Genomic DNA, 21,886 nt, shown 5'->3' with positions numbered 1-21,886 from the left:
AGTTTGTTCGTATTGACGGTCAACCCTAGGAAGCCCGCGCGCAAATCGCAAGGCGTGGATCACACGTGCAGGTAGATTGTGACCTGAGTCACATGAATGGTGGAAGTCAGTGTCGGCCGAGTGCGTGGGGTCCGTCGCGGGTGGGCATGCCGCCGGCGAAACGGGCCGACGAGAAGGCGGCGACGTCGTCGTCGGGCGTGCGCCCCTCGGCGAGGTCGGCGAGCACCTCACCCATCAACGCCGAGTACTTGAACCCCTCACCGGAATCGCCGCACGCGATGACGACTCCCCCGTCCAGCCTGTCGATCACGAACCGCCCGTCCGGCGAGTCGGTCCACGAGCAGACCTGGGCGTCCAGCACGGTCGGTGTCACCGCGCCGATGTCCGCGGCGACGCGTTGCCGGATGGTCTCGGTCCGGCCGGGGTCCGGGGTCCGGTCGTCGTCGCTTTCGACGTAGTCGCGCAACGGGCGGTCCAGACCGACCTTGTAGCCGACGCCCGGGGTCGGCATCGCATAGATGCCCGGACGCTCGTGAGAGGGACCGTCGAAGAGACACGGTAGGTCGTCGGCAGCATCCGGCCGGCCGCGCTCGCCGAAGTGCACCACCTGCTCGAGGTAGGGATGCAGGACGAGATCGATGCCGAGTCCACCGAGGAGGGCACCGGCACCGGGACCGGGTGCGACGACGACCGCGTCGGCCGCCAGCACCGTCCCATCGTCGAGCACGACCCGCGCATCCGGCTCCACCGACGCCACCGACCGCGTCAGAAGTGTTGACTCAACGCCGTTTTCGAAGAGTTGACGCTGCGCCCTGAGCGACTCGGCGGCCAGGACCACCCCCGCCTCGGGTTGCCACACCGCCGATCGACCGTCGCTGCGCAGCGACGGGAAGAAGCGCGCGACGTCGGCCGCCGCCACAACGGTGTGATCGATGTCGAGTGCCTGCATCGTGGCGGTCAGCGCGGGCAGTGACACATCGTCGCGCCACAGGAGTCCACGCTCGAGGAACACCGTCACACCGGAACGGTCAGCGACCCTGCGCATGGCCTCGACACCGCGGACCGCGAGCCGAACGCGCGCCGGGTCGGGATCAGCGAGCCGCCACAGACGAGTGGGTCCCACCGACGAGGAGAGCCGGTTGGCCACCCCGTGCCGGTCGATCAACGTGACCCGATGGCCACGCCTGGACAACTCGGCCGCGGCCGGGAGACCCCAGGCGCCGGCTCCGACGACGACGCACTTCATCCGCGTACCTCTCGAACGGTGGCTGACCGTCCAGACGGAACGGCAACGGGCGATCGCCGGCCGGCGCGGTCGGTCACTCCTCGTCGAGCGCGGCCGCGACGTCGTCGGGGATGTCGATGTTGGTGTAGACGTCCTGCACGTCGTCACTGTCTTCGAGCGCATCGACGAGCTTGAGCACCTTGCGGGCACCCTCGAGGTCGACCGGGACGCTCACCGACGGCTGGAACGTGGCCTCGGCGGACTCGTAGTCGATACCCGCGTCCTGCAGCGCCGTCCGCACCGCGACCAGATCCGTCGGTTCGGAGATGATCTCGAAGCTGTCGCCCAGGTCGTTGACGTCCTCGGCGCCGGCGTCGAGCACGGCGGCCAGGACATCGTCCTCGGTCAGCGCGTTCTTCTCCAGCGTCACCACACCCTTGCGGGTGAACAGATAGGACACCGAACCCGGATCGGCCATGTTGCCGCCGTTGCGGGTCATCGCGACCCGGACCTCACCGGCGGCCCGGTTGCGGTTGTCGGTCAGACATTCGACCAGCACGGCGACACCGTTGGGGCCATAGCCCTCATAGGTGATGGTCTGCCAGTCCGCACCACCGGCTTCCTCGCCGGCGCCGCGCTTGCGGGCGCGCTCGATGTTGTCGTTGGGCACCGAGTTCTTCTTGGCCTTCTGGATGGCGTCGTAGAGGGTCGGGTTGCCGCCCGGATCGCCGCCGCCGGTCCGCGCCGCGACCTCGATGTTCTTGATCAGCTTGGCGAAGTTCTTGCCGCGACGTGCGTCGATCACGGCCTTCTTGTGCTTTGTGGTGGCCCACTTGGAATGGCCGCTCATCTGCTCGCTACCTCTTTCACACCGACACTCACATCGACTGTCACGTCGACCTACGTAGAAGTCCGATGGACCAGTCTACGTGCCCGTCACCCCAGGTCGTGCTCGATGTAGCGCTGCAGCGTGGGTGCCACCGCGGCCACCAGCGCGTCGTCGGTCATCGATGCGACGGGTTCGATGCGCCAGACGTATCGGACCATCGCCAAGCCCATCAGCTGCGAAGAGATCAGCCCGCTGCGCGTCAGGCGATCGGCGTCGTCGTCTCCGAGTTGCGACACCCCCAGCAGGCTGCTCTCCACCACGCGGCGCAACTTCTCGCGGGTGGTCGCCTCGTGCGCCGCGGTCTGCAGGATCGCCCGTAACACCGGGCCGATCTCGTCGTCGGCCCACGCGCCGAGCATCAGCCGGATCAGCGCCTCCCCCAACCGGTCGACCGGCGTCGCCCAGGTCGCGGCCACCCCGTCCAGCCAGCGCTGCGGCGGATCAGTCGCGGCGTCGAGCAGGGCCTCCTTGGACCCGAAATAGTGGTAGACCAGCGCCGGATCCACGTCGGCGCTCCGCGCGACGGACCGGATCGTGGTGCCGGCGTACCCGGTGTCGGCGAACGCTTCCCGAGCCGCGGTCAGGATGCGCGCAGCGAGCACACCACGTTCATCACGGGGCCCCGGGACGGTCGACACGGTGAGCATCGTACGCATGAGTTTCACCTTGCGTTGAAATTAGTTTCACCATACCGTGAAACTATGACGGAACGACGGCTCAACGGACCTCAGGACACCGGGCGCGACTACCGCAACCTGAGCCGGCCGAGCTTCGGCATCAGACACCTGATCAACCAGCGCGTCGCGCTGCGCGACGGCGTCGACCTGATGGCTGACGTACACCTCCCTCGTGAGGACGGCCGGTTCCCGGCACTCATCGCCGCGTCGCCCTACCCCAGGCAGATGCAGGACCTCGGCGCGCCCGCCGGTTTCATCGAGGCGGGCGCGACGGACTTCTGGGTGCCCCGCGGCTACGTGCACGTGATCGCCAATGTGCGTGGCACCGGCGGCTCGGGCGGGGTGTTCGGCTTCATGGACGCCCAGGAACGACACGACATGTACGACCTGGTCGAGTGGGCGGCCGCCCAACCGTGGTGCGACGGCAACGTCGGCATGATCGGCATCAGTTACTTCGCGATGACCCAGCTGGAGGCCGCCGTCGAGCGGCCGCCGCACCTGCGCGCGATCTTCCCCGTCGCCGCGACCGCCGATCTCTACGAGGCGGCGTCGCACCACGGCCTGGCGAGTTCGTCGTTCATCACGCCGTTCCTGGCGATGATGGGACTGACCTCCGACCGCAGCGATGCGTTCTGGCGGCGCAACCCTGCGCTGGCGGTGGCCCGCCGCATCCTGAACCTCCCCCAGGTGCACGCGAAGTTCGCCACGATGAACGGCGAGGCGGCCGTCACGATGATGCGCCAGCTCCTCAAAGTGCCGCATCAACCGCACCCGTGGGACGACCTGTGGCTCGACACGATGGTCAGACACCCTCTGCGTGACGAGTGGTGGGAGGAGCGCAATCTGCTGCCGCTGCTGAGCAACGTCGAGATCCCCGTCTACCTCGGCTGCGACTGGGAGAACGTGCCACTACACCTGCCCTCCACGTTCACCGCGTGGAAAGCGTTGCAACACAACCCGAATGTGCGAATGGCGATGCTGGGCCGATACGGCCTGACCTGGCCGTGGGAGAGCCTGCACACCGAAGCGCTTGCCTGGTACGACCACTGGCTCAAGGGCGCCGACACCGGAATCATGGACGGCCCACCCGTGCGCTACGTCCTGCCGGGCGCCGACGGTTGGCACACCAGCGGCAGCTGGCCGCCGCGCGCGGACTATCGGGAGTTCGCCTTGCGTGCGGACGGCGCGCTCTCCGAGGACGAGGACGCACCCGGCACGAGGGAGTACCTCACGCTGGGCGCCGGCCTGAACCGCGTCACGTCGAGCCCGATCGATCCGCCCGTCGCGCTCACGTGGACCACCGATCCGCTGCCTGCCGCACTCGACATCGTCGGCCACATCGAGCTGCGGCTGCATGCCGCGGCCACCGCGACCGACACCGCGTGGCTGGCCACGCTGCGCGACGTGGCCCCCGACGGAGGCGTCACCGAGGTGACAGCCGGGTGGCTGCGCGCCGGCCTTCGCACGGTCGACGAGGCGCAGAGCCGCGACGGGGCGCCCGTGCTGCGGTGCGACCGCGCGGTGGCGGTGCCTGTCGGTGATGTGGTCGTCTATCGCATTCCCCTGGTCGCCAACGCCCGTCGCGTCGCGGCGGGCCACCGCCTCGAGCTGGTGCTCACCAGTGACGACCAGAATCCGCAGACGCCGGCGATCATGAACTTCCGCCACGCCAGCGTCGGCACCAGCAGCCTCAACACGGTGCACTCCGCATCACGGCTGCTCATCCCCGTGTTAGCTGAAACACAGTCCCTATCTGCGATTCTTACTCCGGAGTAAGATCCCGTTGCATGACGTTCTCCCTGGAGTTGTCCTCGGACCTGCTCGACGTGCAGAAGTGGGTCCACGAGTTTGCCAACGACGTCGTCCGCCCCGCCGCCGCGGAGTGGGACGAGCGCGAGGAAACCCCGTGGCCGATCATCCAGGAAGCCGCCAAGGTGGGGCTGTACTCCGTGGAGTTCTTCGCCGAGCAGGCTGCCGAACCCAGCGGGCTGGGCATGATCGTCGCGTTCGAGGAACTGTTCTGGGGTGACGCCGGCATCGCGCTGTCGATCCTCGGCACCGGCCTGGCCGCGGCCTCCGTCGCCGCGAACGGCACTCCCGAGCAGGTCGGCGAATGGGTGCCCCAGATGTTCGGCTCCGTCGACGATCCCAAGGTCGCGGCGTTCTGTTCGTCCGAGCCCAACGCCGGCTCCGACGTCGGCTCGATCCTGACCCGCGCCCGCTACGACGAGGCCACCGACGAGTGGGTGCTCAATGGCACCAAGACATGGGCCACCAACGGCGGCATCGCCAACGTGCACGTCGTTGTCGCCTCGGTGCATCCCGAGTTGGGCACCCGCGGGCAGGCATCGTTCATCATCCCGCCCGGCACCGCGGGCCTCAGCCAGGGCCAGAAGTTCCTCAAGCACGGCATCCGCGCCTCGCACACGGCCGAGGTGGTACTCGACGACGTCCGCATCCCCGGCCGGCTGATCGTGGGCGGCAAGGAGAAGTTCGACGCCCGCATCGCCAAGGTGCGCGACGGCAAGAAGGCCGCCGGCCAGGCCGCGATGGCAACCTTCGAGCGCACCCGCCCGACCGTCGGCGCCATGGCCGTCGGCGTGGCACGCGCCGCCTACGAGTACGCCCGCGACTACGCCACCGAACGCGAGCAGTTCGGCCGCAAGATCGGCGAATTCCAGGCTGTCGCATTCAAATTGGCCGACATGAAGGCCCGCATCGACGCCGCCCGGCTGCTGGTGTACCGCGCCGGCTGGATGGCCCGCAATGGCAAAGCCTTCGATTCCGCCGAAGGCTCGATGGCCAAGCTGGTGGCCAGCGAGGCCGCCGTCTACGTCACCGACGAGGCGATCCAGATCCTGGGCGGCAACGGCTACACCCGCGAATACCCGGTGGAGCGGATGCACCGCGACGCCAAGATCTTCACGATCTTCGAAGGCACCAGCGAGATCCAACGCCTGGTGATGGCGCGCGCGATCACCGGGCTCCCCATTCGCTAACACGAGCGCAACGTCGGCGAAACAGGGCAGTCCTAGCTTTGCCGAATGACCCAGGAAATCGGCGATGACGTGCGCAACGCCGCACCCGATGCCGACCTCGACCGGCTGACTGCCACCAAAGAAACCCTCGAGGACTACACGCTGCGCTTCGCTCCCCGCAGCTACCGCAAGTGGTCCACGAGGGTGGTCGGCATCTCCGCTCTCGGCGGCATCGCCTACCTCGCCGACTTCGCGATCGGCGCCAACATCGGCATTTCCTACGGCACCACCAACGCGCTGTGGGGCATCCTGATCTTCGCCGTCGTGATCTTCCTGACCGGCTTCCCGCTGGCCTACTACGCCGCGCGCTACAACATGGATCTCGACCTCATCACGCGCGGAAGCGGATTCGGCTATTACGGCTCCGTCGTCACCAACGTCATCATGGCGACGTTCACGTTCATCTTCTTCGCCCTCGAGGGATCGATCATGGCCCAGGGATTGCAACTGGGGCTCGGCATTCCGGTGTGGATCGGCTATGCGGTATCCACGCTGATCATTTTCCCGCTCGTCATCTACGGCATGAAAGTGCTGTCCACACTGCAGGTCTGGACGACGCCGCTGTGGCTCATCCTGATGGTCGCACCGTTCGTGTACCTCGTCGTCAGCCATCCCGAGTCGGTCAGCCAGTTCTTCGCCTATCAGGGCGAGCAGGGCAACGGGGGTTTCAACCTCGGCTACACACTGCTGGCCGCGGGCGTCTGCCTGTCGCTGATCGCCCAGATCGCCGAACAGATCGACTACCTGCGCTTCATGCCGCCGAAAACGCCGGAGAACAGCCGCAGTTGGTGGACCTGGATGATCCTCGCCGGCCCGGGCTGGGTGTTCTTCGGCGCCATCAAGCAGATCGTCGGGCTGTTCCTCGCGGTGTACTTGATCGCCAACGTCGCCGGCAGCGCGGGCGTCGCCAATCAGCCCGTGCACCAGTTCCTGGAGATCTACGAGAACTTCCTGCCCGGCTGGCTGGCGATGACCCTGGCCGTCGTGCTGGTCGTGATCAGCCAGATCAAGATCAACGTGACCAACGCCTACTCCGGATCGCTGGCGTGGACCAATTCGTTCACCCGCGTCACCAAGCGCTACCCCGGTCGGCTCGTGTTCCTCGGCTTCAACCTGCTCATCGCGCTGATTCTGATGGAAGCCAACATGTTCGACTTCCTCAACACCATCCTCGGGTTCTACGCCAACTGCGGCATGGCCTGGGTCGTCGTGGTGGCCTCGGACATCGTGATCAACAAGTACCTGCTGAAGATCTCCCCGCAGGCCCCCGAGTTCCGCCGCGGCATGCTGTACGCGATCAACCCGGTCGGCTTCGGGTCGATGCTGATTGCAGCCGGGGTGTCGATCCTGGCGTTCTTCGGCGGCCTGGGCGAGGCGATCCGCCCCTACTCACCGCTGGTCGCGATCGGCCTGGGCCTGGTGCTACCACCCATCTTCGCCGTGGCGACCCGTGGCAAGTACTACTTGCGCCGCACCGACGACGGCATCGATCTCCCGATGTACGACGAGCTGGGCAACCCGTCCGGCGAGCACCTCAAATGCCATGTGTGCCATCACGATTACGAGCGCCCCGACATGGCGAAGTGCGAGACGCACGATGGGTTCGTGTGCTCGCTGTGCCTGTCCACCGACAAGGTCGCCGACCACGTCCTGCCCGCGCAGGCGTGATTTCGGCGTGATTGCCGTCGCTGAGCGACGACAATCACGCCGAAACCGCTAAGAGAGCGAGTCGACGAAGAGTTTGTGGACCCGCCGGTCGCCGGTGACCTCCGGATGGAACGCCGTCGCGAGCGTGCGGCCCTGACGCACAGCCACCGGATGCCCAGCCGCGGACGCGAGCACCTCCACTCCGGCGCCGACTCGCTCCACCCATGGGGCCCGGATGAACACCGCGTGCACGGTTCCCTCCAAGCCGTCGAACGGGATGTCCTCTTCGAACGAATCGACCTGGCGCCCGAACGCGTTGCGGCGCACGGTCATATCGATGCCATGCAGCGGCAGCGCCTCCCTGCCGGGCACTCCCGCGTCGGCGATCTCGGTCGCCAGCAGGATCATCCCGGCACACGAACCGTACGCCGGCATGCCCTCGGACAGCCGGGCCCGCAGCGACTCGAGCAGATCGAACTCCCGCAGCAGATGGCTCATCGTCGTCGACTCGCCGCCGGGAATCACCAAGCCGTCCACGCGGGCCAACTCGTCGACACGTCGCACCGTGCAGGCGTCGGCCCCGGCTTCGCGGAGTGCAGCGAGGTGTTCGCGGGTGTCCCCCTGCAGCGCCAGCACCCCGACCCGGGGCGCGCTCACGTCTTCGCGCGGGTGAAATCGCGCGGATAGCGGGTCAGGCCCTCTTGCATGACCGCGGCCACCATCTCGCCGTACTGGTTGAAGATCTTGCCCTGGGTCAACGACCGCCCACCGCACGCCGACGGCGAGGACTGGTCGTAGAGCAGCCACTCGTCGGCGCGGAAGGGGCGCATGAACCACATCGCATGATCGAGCGAAGCGACCTGCAGATGCTGGCGCTCGTCGGGATAGTTCACCTGCGCCGAGCCCAACAGCGTCAGATCGCTCATGTAGGCCAGGGCGCAGATGTGCAGTACCGAGTCATCGGGCAGCGGGTCCCGGTGCCGGAACCACACCTGCTGCTGAGAAGCCTTGCCAGGCAACAACGTCAGCTGATCGCGGGGAACGATTCTCACGTCCCACTCGTCGAACTGGCGGAAGCTGGCGTCGTCGAAGACCTTGCTCGCCGACTTGAAGTCGATCATGTTGTCCGGCGGCGGAGCGGTCGGCATCGCGTCCTGGTGCTCGATGCCGCTCTGATCACTCTGGAACGAGGCCGACATCGAGAAGATGGTCTCCCCGTGCTGGATCGCGGCCACCCGGCGGGTGACGAACGAGCCGCCGTCACGCAGCCGCTCGACCGTGTACACCGTGGGTGACCGCGCGTCCCCGGCCCGCAGGAAGTAGCCGTGGAGCGAATGCACCTGGTACTTGGGATCGACGGTGCGCACCGCGGACACCAGGGATTGGCCGGCGACATGCCCGCCGAACGTGCGCTGCAGGAACCCCGACTCCGGGCTGAACACACCACCGCGGTAGATGTTGACCTCGATCTGCTCCAGGTCGAGGATTTCTTCGATCGCCACAGGTGGTTCTTACCAGCCCCGCTCCGCGAGCCGGTGAGGCACCGGGATGTCGTCGACGTTGATGCCGACCATGGCCTCGCCCAGCCCGCGCGACACCTTGGCCAGCACGTCGGGGTCGTCGTAGAACGTGGTGGCCTTGACGATCGCGGCAGCCCGCTCGGCGGGGTTACCCGATTTGAAGATTCCCGAGCCGACGAACACGCCCTCGGCGCCCAGCTGCATCATCATCGCGGCATCGGCCGGCGTGGCGATACCACCGGCGGTGAACAGTGTCACCGGCAGCTTGCCGGCCTGGGCCACCTCGACCACCAGGTCGTAGGGCGCCTGCAATTCCTTAGCCGCGACGAACAATTCGTCTTCCGACAGCGACGTCAGCCGGCGGATTTCGCCGCCGATCTTGCGCATGTGGGTGGTGGCGTTGGACACGTCACCGGTTCCGGCCTCGCCCTTGGAGCGGATCATCGCCGCCCCCTCGGTGATCCGGCGCAGCGCCTCACCGAGGTTGGTGGCACCGCACACGAACGGCACGGTGAACTTCCACTTGTCGATGTGGTTGGCGTAGTCGGCCGGGGTCAGCACCTCCGACTCGTCGATGTAGTCGACACCCAGGCTCTGCAGGATCTGCGCCTCGACGAAATGGCCGATGCGAACCTTGGCCATCACCGGGATGGTGACCGCGGAGATGATGCCCTCGATCATGTCGGGGTCGCTCATCCGCGACACCCCGCCCTGGGCGCGGATGTCGGCGGGCACGCGCTCGAGCGCCATCACCGCGACCGCGCCGGCGCCCTCGGCGATCCTCGCCTGTTCGGGCGTGACGACGTCCATGATCACGCCGCCCTTGAGCATCTCGGCCATGCCGCGCTTCACGCGCGCCGTGCCGCGGGCCGGACTACCGAAGGCTTCGGTTTCCACTGTCAACTCCTTCAATCGCTACCGATTCAGTGTAGATACGGCGGCAAATCAATTCGATCCGCAGGTCAGCGGATGGGGCGTACAGGCTGCCGGTCGACCGTGTCGGGCCGGTCGGCCAGGGCGTTCGCCTCGTCGAGCAGATCGGCGAGCTGCCGCGGATAGACCGCCTGACCATCGGCAACCAGTGCAGCGATGATTGTCGCATCGCACCATCGGTGACCGTGGATGTAGGTCCGTTCCAGCCGTGACCGCCCGCCGTCGGACGGCTCGAACCGTTCGGTGCGGTGCACGAAGTACATCTCCTCGCTCCGGATCACTGCCCCGTTGAACTCGATGGTCGCGTCGCGGCGCCACGCCGGCCCGATCATGTCGTCGGGGCTCACCCGCAGACCGGTCTCCTCCTCGAGTTCCCGCGCGGCCGCCTGCGCCAGTGACTCCCCCGCCTGCGCGGCACCGCCGATGGTGAACCACCAGCGGGGTGCCGGATCGGTCGGGCTCTGCGGATCCGATCCGCACAACAGCAGCACCGCGCCCTCGTCGTCGAGCAGCAGCACCCGCGCCGACGTGCGGGGTGCCGGCGGCGCGGCCTCGCGCGTCGAGACCTCCCCGCCCTCGGAGATCTCGAAATACCCGGGCATCGCCGCGGTGCCACCCAACCGCAGCGCACGCACCGCGGGGCGCTCTCGGAGCGCCAGGGTGTCCCGGACCGCGTCGTTGTGGAACCGCCGCGCCAGCAGTACTCGGGCTTCGGCGTCGGCCAGCTCGGCCACCAGGGCGCGCGGCAGCGAGGCGGGATCGACCCGGGCCAGCGCCGCGGAGAGTTCGTTCTCGGCGGCCTCCCGCGCCGGCCGCGGGGCACGCTCGGCAGCGTCGGCCAGCGCCGCCAGCCGCTTGCCGTCGGGCCCGACCCCGTACGCATCGACCGCGACCGCACGCGCCACCACAGCGCGTCGCGCGAGTGCGCCGTCGAGCGCCTGCCAGGACAGGTCGTAGCGCACGTGCAGGCGGTCGAGGCGGTGGGCGGTCTGATACGCCCACAGCGCGATCAGTGCGATCGCGGCGACCAGCAGCGCGATCACCACCGCGGTCACCCATGTGATCACGTCCGCATCACCCGGCCACCCGTACCTTCACACCGGAGCCCGCGACCGTCTCGTACACCCGCATGATCTGCAGTGCCACCACCGACCAGTCGTAGCGCTGCACGAGCTCGGCGGCGCACTCGATGTAGCGGGCCCGCCGTGCGTCGTCGGAGAGCACGTCGATCAACCCGGTAGCGAGATCGTCGGCGTCGTCGACGGCGACCAGCCGGCCGCCTCGGCCGTCGTCGAGAACCCGCCGGAACGCGTCGAGGTCACTGGCCACCACTGCGGTGCCCGCAGCCATCGCCTCGACCAGCACGATGCCGAAACTCTCGCCGCCGGTGTTGGGCGCGCAGTACACGTCGGCGCTGCGCATCGCCGCGGCCTTCTGCACGTCGTCGACCTGGCCGAGGAAGCGCAGGTGACCGGCCAGCGGGCCCGCCGTCTCGCGCAGCTCCGCCTCGTCGCCGCGCCCCACCACCAGCACCTCGATGTCGGCGAACCGCTCGACGACGGCCGGCAGCGCGCCCATCAGCACCGACATGCCCTTGCGCGGTTCGTCGAAGCGACCCAGGAACAGGATCGAGCGCCCCGGACGCGGATAGCCGTCGAGCATCGGCGCGGTGGCGAACGAGGCGACGTCGACGCCGTTGGGAATCTCGACCGCGTCGCTGCCCAGTGCCTCCATCTGCCAGCGGCGGGCCAGGTCCGAGACCGCGATGCGGCCGACGATCTTCTCGTGCATGGGCCGCAGGATCGGCTCGAACACCGACAACGTCAGCGACTTCGTGGTCGACGTGTGGAACGTCGCCACGATCGGGCCCTCGGCGATGTTCAAGGCGAGCATCGACAGGCTGGGGGCGTTGGGCTCGTGCAGGTGCAACACGTCGAAATCGCCCTGCTGCAGCCATTTCTTGACCTTGCGGTGGGTTGCCGGCCCGAAGCGCAGCCGTGCGACCGAGCCGTTGTACGGGATCGGCACGGCCTTGCCGCCGGAAACCACGTAGTCGGGCAGCGATGTGTCCGCGTGGGGCGAGGCCGGTGCGAGCACGCTGACCTCATGACCGGCCGCGTGCATCACCTCGGCGAGTTGCAGGATGTGGGACTGCACACCGCCGGGCACATCGAAGCTGTACGGGCAGACCATCCCGATGCGCATCAGCCCGCCTCCAGCCTCGCCCTGCGCTCCTCGGACAGGTCGGCCAGCCACTGCGGTTGCATCATGTGCCAGTCGGCGGGATAGGTGGCGATGTTGTCGGCGAATCGGTCGGCCAACGCCTGGGTGATGACGGTGACGTCGCCCGACGAGGTGTCGATCTCGGGGTAGATCTTGGTGCCCCACCCGTCGCCGTCGAACCAGCAGTGGGCTGGGAACAGCGCGGCTCCGGTGGTCAACGCGAGTTTCGCCGGACCGGCGGGCAGCCGCGTCGGCTCACCGAAGAAATCCACCTGCACGCCGCGCCGGCTCAGGTCGCGATCCGACATCAGACAGACGATGCCGTTGTCGTCGAGCCAGTCCGACAGCACATCGAACGGTGGCCGCTCCCCGCCCGACGACGGAATCACTGTGAATCCCAGGCTTTCCCGGTAGGCGAGGAAGCGGTTGTACAGCGATTCCGGTTTGAGGCGTTCGGCGACGGTGGCGAAGGTGCCGAAGTTCTGCGCCAGCCACACCCCGGCCATGTCCCAGTTGCCACTGTGCGGCAGCGCGAGAATGGCACCGCGCCCCCTCTCCTTGAGCGCATCGAACGCCATGCCGATGTCGAGGACGTCCAATTGGCGCCCCAACTCGTCGTGGTCCATCGACGGCAGCCGGAACGCCTCACGCCAATACCGGGCGTAGGAGGCCAGCGAGGCGTGCATCAGGTCGTCGGGCACGTCCTGCGGCGCAGTGCCGATGACCCGGGCCAGGTTCTTGCGCAGCTGATCAGGTCCGCCACTCCGAGCGGCGTATCGGGCGCCTGCACCAAAAGCATTGCGCGCCACGATTTCCGGGGCGGCACGCACGAGCCGCCAGCCCGCCGCGTAGCCCCAGTCACTGAGGTGGTCACCGAACGGGATCATCATGGGTCGGTGGTCTCGGGCTTCTCGACGGTGTCGGCGGAGGTCATGGGGTCCATCGCCCCGGGCGAGACGCGCACACTGTGCAACCGCTGCCCGACGGTGAGCACACTGGTCACCGCGAGCACCCACATGGCCACCGGCAGCAGCCAGTGCAGCGGCAGGAACGACAGCCCGGACAGACCGGCGCCGGCGAGCACGATCACGAGCCGCTCTGGCCGCTCGATGAGGCCGCCGTCGCCGGTGAGGCCGCTGGCCTCCGCTCTGGCCTTGATGTACGAGATCACCTGCGAGGACACCAGACAGATCATGGTGGCGACGACGAGGCCGGTGCTGTGCAGTCCGAACGCCGCCCACCAGAGCAGCCCGCAGAAAATCGCGCCGTCGCTGATGCGGTCACAGGTCGCGTCGAGTACCGCGCCGAATCGACTGCCCCCGCCGCTTTCCCGGGCCATCGCCCCGTCGAGCATGTCGGCCAGCACGAACACGAAGACGGTGAACGCGCCCCACCACAGCTGACCCATCGGGAACAGCGTCAACGCCGCGAGCACCGAACCGGCGGTCCCGAGGATGGTCACACTGTCGGGGGTGAGCCCGAGGCGCAGGGCCCCCTTGGCCGCGGGGCGGGACAGCTTGGCATACGCCGCCCGCGTCATCAGATAGAAATCGCTCACTGCTGGCGGTCCCACTCACCGGCCAGCAGCTGTCGCGTGTCGCGCAGGAGCTGCGGAATGATCTTGGAATCCCCGATGACCGTGATGAAGTTCGCGTCGCCACCCCAGCGAGGCACCACGTGCATGTGCAGATGCTCCGACAGCGAGCCTCCCGCCGACGTGCCGAGGTTGAGTCCGACGTTGAAGCCGTGCGGCCGCGACACCGCCTTCATCACCCGAATCGCCTTCTGCGTGAACGCCATCAGCTCGGCACTCTCGTCGGCGGTCAGATTCTCCAGTTCCGCCACCCGCCTATAGGGCACCACCATCAGGTGACCGGGGTTGTACGGGTAGAGGTTGAGTACCGCGTAGACCAGCTCACCGCGCGCGACCACCAGACCGTCCTCGTCGGACATGTTGGGGATGTCGGTGAATGGTTCGGACGACGCCGCCGAGCCCGGTTTCACGGCGTCGACGATGTAGTTCATCCGGTGGGGCGTCCACAGCCGCTGCAAACGGTCGGGTTCGCCTACCCCGCGGTCTACGATCGTGTCGTCCGAGTCCACGTCACCCCTCGCCTGCTTGCGCCTCGACGGTCACGAGATCTGCTGTCGGAGTGCTGTTTTCGCGCCGCTTCACCCAGTCGACAATGGTCTGGACCGCCGCGTCGCGTCCGACACCGTTGATCTGCGTGCGGTCGCCGAACCGGAACGACACAGCGCCTGCTTCGACATCGCGGTCCCCCGCGAGCAGCATGAACGGCACCCGGTGGTTGGTGTGGTTGACGATCTTCTTCGCCATCCGATCGTCGCTGGTGTCGACCTCGGCCCGGATGCCGTGCTTCCGCAAGTCCGCGGCCACCTCGAGCAGATAGTCGACGTGCCCGTCGGCGACGGGAATCCCCACCACCTGCACCGGCGCCAGCCAGGCCGGGAAGGCACCGGCGAAATGCTCGGTCAGGATGCCGAAGAAGCGTTCGATCGATCCGAACAGCGCGCGGTGGATGAGTACCGGACGCTTGCGGGTCCCGTCGGCGGCGGTGTATTCGAGCTCGAATCGGTCCGGCATGTTGAAATCGAGCTGAATCGTCGACATCTGCCAGCTGCGACCCAGAGCATCACGCACCTGGACCGAGATCTTCGGCCCGTAGAACGCGGCCCCACCGGGATCGGGAACCAGCTCCAGCCCCGAGGATTCCGCCACCTCGCGTAGCGTCTCGGTGGCCTCTTCCCAGATCTCGTCCGAGCCGACGAACTTGTCGGGGTCCTTGGTGGACAGCTCGAGGTAGAAGTCGTCGAGGCCGTAGTCGGCGAGGAGCTCCAGCACGAACTGCAGCAGCCGGGCCAGCTCGTCGCGCATCTCCTCACGGGTGCAATAGATGTGCGCGTCGTCCTGCGTCATCCCCCGCACACGGGTCAGACCGTGGATCACGCCGGACTTCTCGTAGCGGTAGACGCTGCCGAACTCGAAGAGCCGCAACGGAAGTTCCCGATAGGACCGTCCCCGCGAGCGGAAGATCAGATGGTGCATCGGGCAATTCATCGGCTTGAGGTAGTAGTCCTGACCCGGCTTGCGGACCGATCCGTCCTCGTTGAACTCCGCGTCGATGTGCATCGGCGGGAACATGCCGTCGGCGTACCACTCCAGGTGACCGGAGGTGATGTAGAGCTGTTCCTTGGTGATGTGCGGGGTGTTGACGAACTCGTAGCCGGCCTCGATGTGCTTGCGCCGCGAATACTCCTCCAGCTCGCGCCGCACGATGCCACCCTTGGGATGGAAAACCGGTAGGCCAGAACCCAATTCGTCGGGGAAGCTGAACAGGTCGAGCTCGATGCCGAGCTTGCGGTGGTCGCGTCGCTGGGCCTCTTCGATCAGCTCGAGATGCCGGTCGAGTGCCTCCTGCGACTCCCAGGCGGTGCCGTAGATGCGCTGCAGGCTGGCGTTGGCCTGATCACCGCGCCAGTACGCCGCAGAGCTGCGGGTCAGCTTGAACGCCGGGATGTAGCGCGTGGTCGGAATGTGCGGACCGCGGCACAGGTCACCCCAGACACGCTCGCGGGTACGGGGATTGAGGTTGTCGTAGGCGGTCAGTTCGTCGCCACCGACCTCCATCACCTCGGGATCGTCGGCACCCGACTTGTCGTCGATCAGCTCGAGCTTGTAGGGCTCACCGGCCAGCTCCGCGCGGGCCTGGTCCTTGGACTCGAACACGCGGCGCTCGAAGAGCTGACCGTCTTTGACGATCTTGCGCATCTTCTTCTCGAGCGCTTCGAGGTGTTCGGGGGTGAAGGGCTCCGCCACGTCGAAGTCGTAGTAGAAGCCGTCGGTGATCGGGGGGCCGATACCCAACTTGGCCTCAGGGAACATGTCCTGCACGGCCTGCGCCAGTACGTGCGCCGCCGAGTGCCGGATGACGCTGCGGCCGTCGTCGGTGTCGGCCGCCACCGGGACGACGTCGACGTCGACCTCGGGAATCCAGGACAGATCACGCAGCCGCCCGTCGGCGTCGCGGACCACCACGATGGCGTCGGGTGCGCCCCGAGACGGCAACCCGGCATCACGCACCGCCGCAGCGGCGGTCGTCCCGGCAGCGACCCGGATCGGGGCTGCTGGTGCGGGGCGAGCGGGCGCGGTCATCAGGGGTTCTCCCAACGTTGGTGCAGTTCTGCGGTGAGGTCGGCCGAACGGGGCGCGGCGACCGCGACCATGCTATCGGTGCGGGACCTCAGGAACCGATACCAATAGGGCTTTGCAACCAGGGCCACTCGAGACCTACCAGTTTGGCCGCGAAATTGAGCGCCCCGAACAGCCACAGTGTGACGACGACGACGGCAGCGGTGAAGACGACACCCAGGATCTTCACCCACAGGCCCTGTCGTGCGAACCAGTCCATCACCTTGTCGTAGCGCTCACGCACCCAGGCGAGCAGGCGGCGCGCCCAGTCGAACTCGGTGGCCAGGATGCCGAGTCCGATGAACACGATCGCCCAGCCGGGCCCCGGATACGGGATCGCGACGATGCCGGCGGCGAAGACGACGGTGCCGACCACGCCGACGGCGATCCGGTACGAGAGGTTGGCGACCGGGCGTTCGCGCAGGCGATCGCGCCAGCCGGCCCAGCGGCGTGAGATCGCGTTCCGCTTTCCGTCGCTCATGGCTGACCCGGCTTCAGCTTGACGAACAGGGAATGGGCCTCGGCGAGCACCTGATCGCCGTCCAGCAGACGGCCGGAGACGAAGATCTTCCGGTCTTTGACGTCGTCGATGCCCGCATCGACCTGCAGCACCTTCTCGACCGGCACGATCTTGCGGTAGTCGACGTGCAGGAAGGCCGTGCGTTGGGCGCGGCTCCGCCCGAGTTTGGCGGCGGTGAAGCCGAGCAGCGAGTCGAACAGGTGGGCAATGGTGCCGCCGTGCGCGGCGCGGTTGCGGCCGAGGTGATAGCGGGCGAACCGGGCGGTGCCGCCGATGCGGTTGTCGTCGGTGACGTGTAGATCGACCGGGATGTTCAGGATGTTTCCCCTGTTGGGCAGGTCCATCCGGCGCCCTGACGGCGACGACCACTCGTCGGCGTCGAACGGTGCGAGCAGTTCGGACGCCTGCTGGATCAGGTCCGCTGCAGCGGTGATGACGTCATCGGGCGCGTCGGCGGCGCGGGCATGGTCTTGGAGGTCCCTTACCGCCGCGACGAACCGCCCGTAGTCGGGGCCGCCCTTGGTGGTGGGCTGCGGCGGGTTGAAGCCTCCCCCGGCTGGGACGTCGACGGACTCGGTGGCGCTCATCCGCTCACCGTATTGGTTGTCTCAGCTCTGAGCGGCACCGGCTTTGCTCAGCGTCTCGAACTCGTCGTCGCTGAGCTCGATGTCTCCGGCCGCCACGTTCTCCTCGAGGTGAGCCACTTTCGACGTCCCCGGGATCGGCAGCATGATCGGCGAGCGCTTGAGCAGCCATGCCAACGCCAACTGCGAGGCCGTCGAACCATGTTCGGCGGCGATGCGCTGAAGAGGGCCGTCAGCAGCTGCCAGCGGTCCGGCTGCCAGTGGGAACCAGGGAATGAAGGGTGCCGCGAGCTTCACAGGCGTCGACGAGGGGTTCGGCGCCGCGGGTCGTCAGGTTGTACATGTTCTGCACCGAGACGATCGGAGCCACCTTCTGGGCGGCCTCGAGTTGTTCGACGCTGATCTCCGACAGCCCGATGTGGCGGATCTTGCCCTCCTGCTGCAGCTTCAGCAGTTCGCCCACCTGGTCCTCGGCGGGGAACTTGTCGTCGATGCGGTGTAGCTGAAACAGGTCGATGGTGTCCACGCCGAGGCGGCGCAGGCTCATCTCGCATTCCTGTCGCAGGTAGGCCGGGTACCCGAGGACAGGCCACTGATCGGGACCGGTGCGCAGCAACCCCGCCTTCGTGGCGATGACGACGCCGTCGTAGGGATGCAGTGCTTCCCGGATCAGCTCCTCCGAGATGTAGGGCCCGTACGAGTTCGCGGTGTCGATGAAATTCACCCCGAGTTCCACGGCTCGCCTCAGCACGCGCAGACATTCGTCGCGATCTGCGGGTGGACCCCACACGCCCTTGCCTGTCAGGCGCATCGCCCCGAAGGCAAGGCGGTTGACGGTCAGATCGTTGCCCAGGGTCAGCGTCGTCGTGGTCACCGCACCGACGGTACGCCCGCGATGGGAAGCTCAGCTGGTGAAGTTGAGCGACCTGGCGGCTCTGCCGCTGACCTACCCCGACGTGGGCGCAACCGCCGGTACCCCGCCGCCGGGCTACCGCTTCCTGCGCAGGACGTCGGTCATCGGTTGCGGCCGTGAGCGTTTCGAGCAAGCGGCTGCGGCAGGGATGCGTTTCGGCATGCTGCGAGGCGCCGGGCTGCGCGTCGAGTCGACGACGCCGACAGCCGAGGAAGGGACCGACGTCCTCGGGCACCTGGGACCGGTCTCCGCCCCGTGCCGGGTGGTCTACGTCATCGACGAGCCCGACCGCCGCGGATTCGCCTACGGCACGCTGCCCGGGCACGCGGTCCGCGGCGAGGAACTGTTCCTGGTGCGCTTCGACCGCACCACCGAGCAGGTGATCGCGGAGGTCGCCGCGTTCTCGCAACCCGCGGCGTGGTGGAGCAGGCTGGGTGCTCCGGTGACCTCACTCATGCAGAAACTCATCGCCGGCCGGTACCTCAAGGCGTTGTGAGACGACCCGCAGCTGAGCGCCATAGAAGTGTCAGCACCATGCCCAGGTGATTTGCCATGGTCAGCGGTAGATTGGTGAGCCGAATTGACGCGAGAGTTTGGACGGTGGCGGTGGAAGCTCAGCCTGACGTGGACGCGACGCATTTGCGCGTGGCGGAAGTGGTGCGCGGTCTGCACAACAGATCCGATGCCGACGCGGACACAGTGGTCGCCGAACTGGCCGAACATGCCGCAGTCGAGATTCCCGGCGCGCAGTACGCAGGCATCACGCTCACCCGCAACGCCCGCCAGATCGAGACACCCGCGGCGACGTCGCACTGGCCACTTCTGCTCGACAAGATCCAGCAGCGCTACCACGAGGGGCCGTGTCTGACGGCGGCCTGGGACGAGCAGACGGTGCACGTACCCGACCTCGAGACCGACACGCGGTTTCCGAATTACCGCCAGGACGCGCTCGCCGAGACCCCGATCCGGTCGATCATGGCGTTCCAGCTCTTCATCGCCGGCGAGACCCTCGGGGCGCTCAACGTCTACTCCGAGCAGCCCAACGTGTTCTCCTCTGACTCGCGGACGATCGGGTTGATCTTCGCCGCGCACTCCTCGGTGGCCTGGAACTCCGCTCGCCGAGAGGATCAGTTCAAGCGCGCGCTGTCGAGTCGCGACATGATCGGCCAGGCCAAGGGAATGATCATGGAGCGCTACCGCGTGAACGCTGTGCAGGCCTTCGACGTGCTGCGCAAGCTGTCCCAGGATTCCAATGTGCCGCTGATCCAGGTTGCGACCGATCTGGTTGCCGGCGCGCTGGCTGACAACGAGCAGAAGACCCGCTAGCCGGCCTGGCTGAGCGTCGACTCAGCCAGGCCGTAGCGATCTAGCGACCTTCCCAGCGATCGCGGCGGTCACCGCCGACGACTGGTGCCCGCACGACATCGGCATCGGCAGCGGGAGCCCGGGTCACCCCGCCTCCCTGTGACGCCGACCAGTCCGTGCCAGCGCAGAGCAGGTCAGACGGCACCGGGATCTCGTTGGGCAGCGGCACCGGCATACCCGGGATCGACGGGAGATTCAGCGGAGACGGCGAAATCAGGTTGGAAACACCTGTGGCCAGCAGCGGCGTGAATCCGTCCGGCACGGGCGGCGCTGAGATCGACACCGCGGCAGGAGCACCGGGCGCGGGCGCCGGCGGCGGAGGCAGAACACCGGCCACCGACGACGCGGCATCCTGAACCGTGCGCAGCACCCCGGGCGGGGTCAGGAGATCCCGAACCGTCAGCGAGTTACCGGGGGCACCGGGGATCGGGGACGACGGGACACCACCGTTGACGCCCACAGAAGCGGGCGGAGTCGGCGGCACCGGCGGCGTGGCCGCACTGGCGGGAACCGCCACCGCACCACCCGGACCACCCGGAACCGGCGGAGTCACCCCACCAGCAGGAACCGCCACCGCACCACCCGGACCACCCGGAACCGGCGGAGTCACCCCACCAGCAGGAACCGCCACCGCACCACCCGGACCACCCGGAACCGGCGGAGTCACCCCACCAGCAGGAACCGCCACCGCACCACCCGGACCACCCGGAACCGGCGGAGTCACCCCACCAGCAGGAACCGCCACCGCACCACCCGGACCACCCGGAACCGGCGGAGTCACCCCACCAGCAGGAACCGCCACCGCACCACCCGGACCACCCGGAACCGGCGGAGTCACCCCACCAGCAGGAACCGCCACCGCACCACCCGGACCACCCGGAACCGGCGGAGTCACCCCACCGGCGTCTCCGAATACCGGAGCGCCTGGGACGGCCGGAGTACCCGGACCGGCAACACCTGAGGCAGCGGCAACGGGAGCGCCTGGAGCGCCGCCAACACTGGGAGCGCCCGCCTCCCCTACGCCGCCCGCCGGGGCACCCGGGACACCGGGAACCGGAGGCGTCACCAAACCAGCCTCACCCACCGCCGGGGCACCCGGGACACCGGGAACCGGAGGCGTCACCAAACCAGCCTCACCCACCACCGGAGCACCCGGCACACCCGGAACCGGAGGCGTCACCAAACCAGCCTCACCCACCACCGGAGCACCCGGCACACCCGGAACCGGAGGCGTCACCAAACCAGCCTCACCCACCACCGGAGCACCCGGCACACCCGGAACCGGAGGCGTCACCAAACCAGCCTCACCCACCACCGGAGCACCCGGCACACCCGGAACCGGAGGCGTCACCAAACCAGCCTCACCCACCACCGGAGCACCCGGCACACCCGGAACCGGAGGCGTCACCAAACCAGCCTCACCCACCACCGGAGCACCCGGCACACCCGGAACCGGAGGCGTCGCAACCTCCACCGACGAACCCGCCGGAACCGCAGGCACACCCGGCACAGGAGGCGTCGTCACACCAGCCTCACCCACCACCGGAGCACCCGGCACACCCGGAACCGGAGGCGTCGCAACCTCCACCGACGAACCCGCCGGAACCGCAGGCACACCCGGCACAGGAGGCGTCGTCACACCAGCCTCACCCACCACCGGAGCACCCGGCACACCCGGAACCGGAGGCGTCGCAACCTCCACCGACGAACCCGCCGGAACCGCAGGCACACCCGGCACAGGAGGCGTCGCAATCTCCACCGACGAACCCGCCGGAACCGCAGGCACACCCGGCGCAGGAGGCGCCACCACACTTGTCGAACCCTGCACCGGAGCACCCGGCACACCCGGCGCAGGAGGCGTCGCAACCTCCACCGACGAACCCGCAGGAACCGCAGGCGCCGGAGGGGCAGGCGGTGAGAAGGTCTCGACCGAGCTGGCAACCGGAGTCGCGGGCACACCCGGCGCAGGAGGCGTCGTCACACCCGACTCACCCACCACCGGCGCACCCGGCACACCCGGAGCCGGCGGCGTCACCACACCGGACTCACCCACCACCGGAGCACCCGGCACACCCGGCGCAGGAGGCGTCGTCACACCCGACTCACCCACCACCGGCGCACCCGGCACACCCGGAGCCGGCG

General features: G+C 67.9%; 20 protein-coding genes and 1 pseudogene. 5 read left to right on the top strand and 16 right to left on the bottom strand.

Features of this window, described 5'->3' with window-relative positions; translation table 11 throughout:
• Positions 1–106: 106 nt before the first annotated feature.
• The 3 genes from DMB80_RS05755 to DMB80_RS05745 form a co-directional block, all read right to left on the bottom strand.
• Positions 107–1,246 (bottom strand): FAD-dependent oxidoreductase, encoded by a 1,140-nt coding sequence (locus tag DMB80_RS05755; RefSeq protein WP_111508955.1) that lies wholly within the window; start codon positions 1,244–1,246, stop codon positions 107–109.
• A 73-nt stretch (positions 1,247–1,319) separates the two neighbouring features.
• Complete coding sequence (locus DMB80_RS05750; protein ID WP_111508954.1) at positions 1,320–2,075, bottom strand: YebC/PmpR family DNA-binding transcriptional regulator; 756 nt, start codon at positions 2,073–2,075, stop codon at positions 1,320–1,322.
• Positions 2,076–2,161: 86 nt separating this feature from the next.
• Positions 2,162–2,761 carry a TetR/AcrR family transcriptional regulator gene (locus DMB80_RS05745; RefSeq protein WP_162938424.1) on the bottom strand — a complete coding sequence of 200 codons (600 nt, stop codon included), beginning with the start codon at positions 2,759–2,761 and terminating at the stop codon, positions 2,162–2,164.
• 54 nt (positions 2,762–2,815) lie between these two features.
• On the opposite strand from DMB80_RS05745, the gene DMB80_RS05740 reads away from it, so the two are divergent.
• The 3 genes from DMB80_RS05740 to DMB80_RS05730 are packed head-to-tail and all read left to right on the top strand — an operon-like array spanning position 2,816 to position 7,497.
• Positions 2,816–4,567 carry a CocE/NonD family hydrolase gene (locus DMB80_RS05740; protein WP_111508953.1) on the top strand — a complete coding sequence of 584 codons (1,752 nt, stop codon included), beginning with the start codon at positions 2,816–2,818 and terminating at the stop codon, positions 4,565–4,567.
• An 11-nt stretch (positions 4,568–4,578) separates the two neighbouring features.
• Positions 4,579–5,790 carry an acyl-CoA dehydrogenase family protein gene (locus tag DMB80_RS05735; RefSeq protein WP_111508952.1) on the top strand — a complete coding sequence of 404 codons (1,212 nt, stop codon included), beginning with the start codon at positions 4,579–4,581 and terminating at the stop codon, positions 5,788–5,790.
• 45 nt (positions 5,791–5,835) lie between these two features.
• Complete coding sequence (locus DMB80_RS05730) at positions 5,836–7,497, top strand: purine-cytosine permease family protein (RefSeq protein ID WP_111508951.1); 1,662 nt, start codon at positions 5,836–5,838, stop codon at positions 7,495–7,497.
• 48 nt (positions 7,498–7,545) lie between these two features.
• Here the strand turns inward: DMB80_RS05730 and pdxT are convergent, their stop codons facing one another.
• From pdxT to DMB80_RS05670, 12 genes and pseudogenes are all read right to left on the bottom strand, one after another.
• Entirely contained in the window at positions 7,546–8,133 is a 588-nt protein-coding gene (pdxT, locus tag DMB80_RS05725) for a pyridoxal 5'-phosphate synthase glutaminase subunit PdxT (RefSeq protein WP_111508950.1), read from the bottom strand.
• Positions 8,130–8,978: an acyl-CoA thioesterase II gene (tesB, locus tag DMB80_RS05720; RefSeq protein WP_111508949.1), complete on the bottom strand. Its 849-nt coding sequence runs from the start codon at positions 8,976–8,978 to the stop codon at positions 8,130–8,132. The genes pdxT and tesB overlap by 4 nt, the downstream gene beginning before the upstream one ends.
• Positions 8,979–8,987: 9 nt before the next feature.
• The gene (gene pdxS, locus DMB80_RS05715; RefSeq protein ID WP_046366064.1) at positions 8,988–9,893 is read right to left on the bottom strand and encodes a pyridoxal 5'-phosphate synthase lyase subunit PdxS; all 906 of its coding nucleotides are present in this window, start codon (positions 9,891–9,893) and stop codon (positions 8,988–8,990) included.
• Between the two features lie 65 nt (positions 9,894–9,958).
• Positions 9,959–10,996: an NUDIX hydrolase gene (locus DMB80_RS05710; RefSeq protein WP_111508948.1), complete on the bottom strand. Its 1,038-nt coding sequence runs from the start codon at positions 10,994–10,996 to the stop codon at positions 9,959–9,961.
• Between the two features lie 7 nt (positions 10,997–11,003).
• Complete coding sequence (locus DMB80_RS05705; RefSeq protein WP_111508947.1) at positions 11,004–12,134, bottom strand: glycosyltransferase family 4 protein; 1,131 nt, start codon at positions 12,132–12,134, stop codon at positions 11,004–11,006.
• Entirely contained in the window at positions 12,134–13,042 is a 909-nt protein-coding gene (locus DMB80_RS05700; protein ID WP_111508946.1) for a phosphatidylinositol mannoside acyltransferase, read from the bottom strand. Before DMB80_RS05700 ends, DMB80_RS05705 begins: the two co-directional genes overlap by 1 nt.
• The gene (gene pgsA / locus DMB80_RS05695) at positions 13,039–13,710 is read right to left on the bottom strand and encodes a phosphatidylinositol phosphate synthase (RefSeq protein WP_048423128.1); all 672 of its coding nucleotides are present in this window, start codon (positions 13,708–13,710) and stop codon (positions 13,039–13,041) included. The genes DMB80_RS05700 and pgsA overlap by 4 nt, the downstream gene beginning before the upstream one ends.
• Positions 13,707–14,255 carry an ATP adenylyltransferase gene (locus tag DMB80_RS05690; protein WP_111508945.1) on the bottom strand — a complete coding sequence of 183 codons (549 nt, stop codon included), beginning with the start codon at positions 14,253–14,255 and terminating at the stop codon, positions 13,707–13,709. The genes pgsA and DMB80_RS05690 overlap by 4 nt, the downstream gene beginning before the upstream one ends.
• A 1-nt stretch (position 14,256) precedes the next feature.
• Complete coding sequence (thrS, locus tag DMB80_RS05685; RefSeq protein WP_111508944.1) at positions 14,257–16,326, bottom strand: threonine--tRNA ligase; 2,070 nt, start codon at positions 16,324–16,326, stop codon at positions 14,257–14,259.
• An 88-nt stretch (positions 16,327–16,414) separates the two neighbouring features.
• Entirely contained in the window at positions 16,415–16,843 is a 429-nt protein-coding gene (locus DMB80_RS05680; RefSeq protein WP_111508943.1) for a TIGR02611 family protein, read from the bottom strand.
• On the bottom strand, positions 16,840–17,469 hold the full coding sequence (locus tag DMB80_RS05675; protein WP_111508942.1) for a PaaI family thioesterase: 630 nt from the start codon (positions 17,467–17,469) through the stop codon (positions 16,840–16,842). The genes DMB80_RS05680 and DMB80_RS05675 overlap by 4 nt, the downstream gene beginning before the upstream one ends.
• A 21-nt stretch (positions 17,470–17,490) precedes the next feature.
• Positions 17,491–18,277 (bottom strand): annotated as a pseudogene (locus DMB80_RS05670) (aldo/keto reductase).
• 100 nt (positions 18,278–18,377) lie between these two features.
• Between DMB80_RS05670 and DMB80_RS05665 the strand changes: the two are divergent.
• On the top strand, positions 18,378–18,875 hold the full coding sequence (locus DMB80_RS05665) for a DUF1990 family protein (RefSeq protein WP_111509050.1): 498 nt from the start codon (positions 18,378–18,380) through the stop codon (positions 18,873–18,875).
• A gap of 110 nt (positions 18,876–18,985) precedes the next feature.
• Complete coding sequence (locus DMB80_RS05660; protein WP_413783435.1) at positions 18,986–19,705, top strand: GAF and ANTAR domain-containing protein; 720 nt, start codon at positions 18,986–18,988, stop codon at positions 19,703–19,705.
• A 40-nt stretch (positions 19,706–19,745) separates the two neighbouring features.
• On the opposite strand, the gene DMB80_RS28505 is transcribed toward DMB80_RS05660, so the two are convergent.
• Positions 19,746–20,318: a hypothetical protein gene (locus tag DMB80_RS28505; RefSeq protein WP_240431028.1), complete on the bottom strand. Its 573-nt coding sequence runs from the start codon at positions 20,316–20,318 to the stop codon at positions 19,746–19,748.
• Between the last annotated feature and the right edge of the window lie 1,568 nt (positions 20,319–21,886).

It is taken from the genome of Mycobacterium kyogaense (assembly GCF_003254575.1).
Taxonomy (GTDB): domain Bacteria; phylum Actinomycetota; class Actinomycetes; order Mycobacteriales; family Mycobacteriaceae; genus Mycobacterium; species Mycobacterium kyogaense.
Note: the sequence above shows the minus strand (reverse complement) of the source record. Positions and strands in the feature narration are given on the sequence as shown.

What these genes read in the sequence shown, in the direction of transcription:
- DMB80_RS05755 (WP_111508955.1), bottom strand. Translation starts at nt 1,246, where the DNA reads ATGAAGTGCGTCGTCGTCGGAGCCGGCGCCTGGGGTCTCCCGGCCGCG.
- thrS (WP_111508944.1), bottom strand. Translation starts at nt 16,326, where the DNA reads ATGACCGCGCCCGCTCGCCCCGCACCAGCAGCCCCGATCCGGGTCGCT.
- DMB80_RS05745 (WP_162938424.1), bottom strand. Translation starts at nt 2,761, where the DNA reads ATGCTCACCGTGTCGACCGTCCCGGGGCCCCGTGATGAACGTGGTGTG.
- DMB80_RS05740 (WP_111508953.1), top strand. Translation starts at nt 2,816, where the DNA reads ATGACGGAACGACGGCTCAACGGACCTCAGGACACCGGGCGCGACTAC.
- DMB80_RS05735 (WP_111508952.1), top strand. Translation starts at nt 4,579, where the DNA reads ATGACGTTCTCCCTGGAGTTGTCCTCGGACCTGCTCGACGTGCAGAAG.
- DMB80_RS05680 (WP_111508943.1), bottom strand. Translation starts at nt 16,843, where the DNA reads ATGAGCGACGGAAAGCGGAACGCGATCTCACGCCGCTGGGCCGGCTGG.
- DMB80_RS05750 (WP_111508954.1), bottom strand. Translation starts at nt 2,075, where the DNA reads ATGAGCGGCCATTCCAAGTGGGCCACCACAAAGCACAAGAAGGCCGTG.
- DMB80_RS05730 (WP_111508951.1), top strand. Translation starts at nt 5,836, where the DNA reads ATGACCCAGGAAATCGGCGATGACGTGCGCAACGCCGCACCCGATGCC.
- DMB80_RS05705 (WP_111508947.1), bottom strand. Translation starts at nt 12,134, where the DNA reads ATGCGCATCGGGATGGTCTGCCCGTACAGCTTCGATGTGCCCGGCGGT.
- DMB80_RS05675 (WP_111508942.1), bottom strand. Translation starts at nt 17,469, where the DNA reads ATGAGCGCCACCGAGTCCGTCGACGTCCCAGCCGGGGGAGGCTTCAAC.
- DMB80_RS05700 (WP_111508946.1), bottom strand. Translation starts at nt 13,042, where the DNA reads ATGATGATCCCGTTCGGTGACCACCTCAGTGACTGGGGCTACGCGGCG.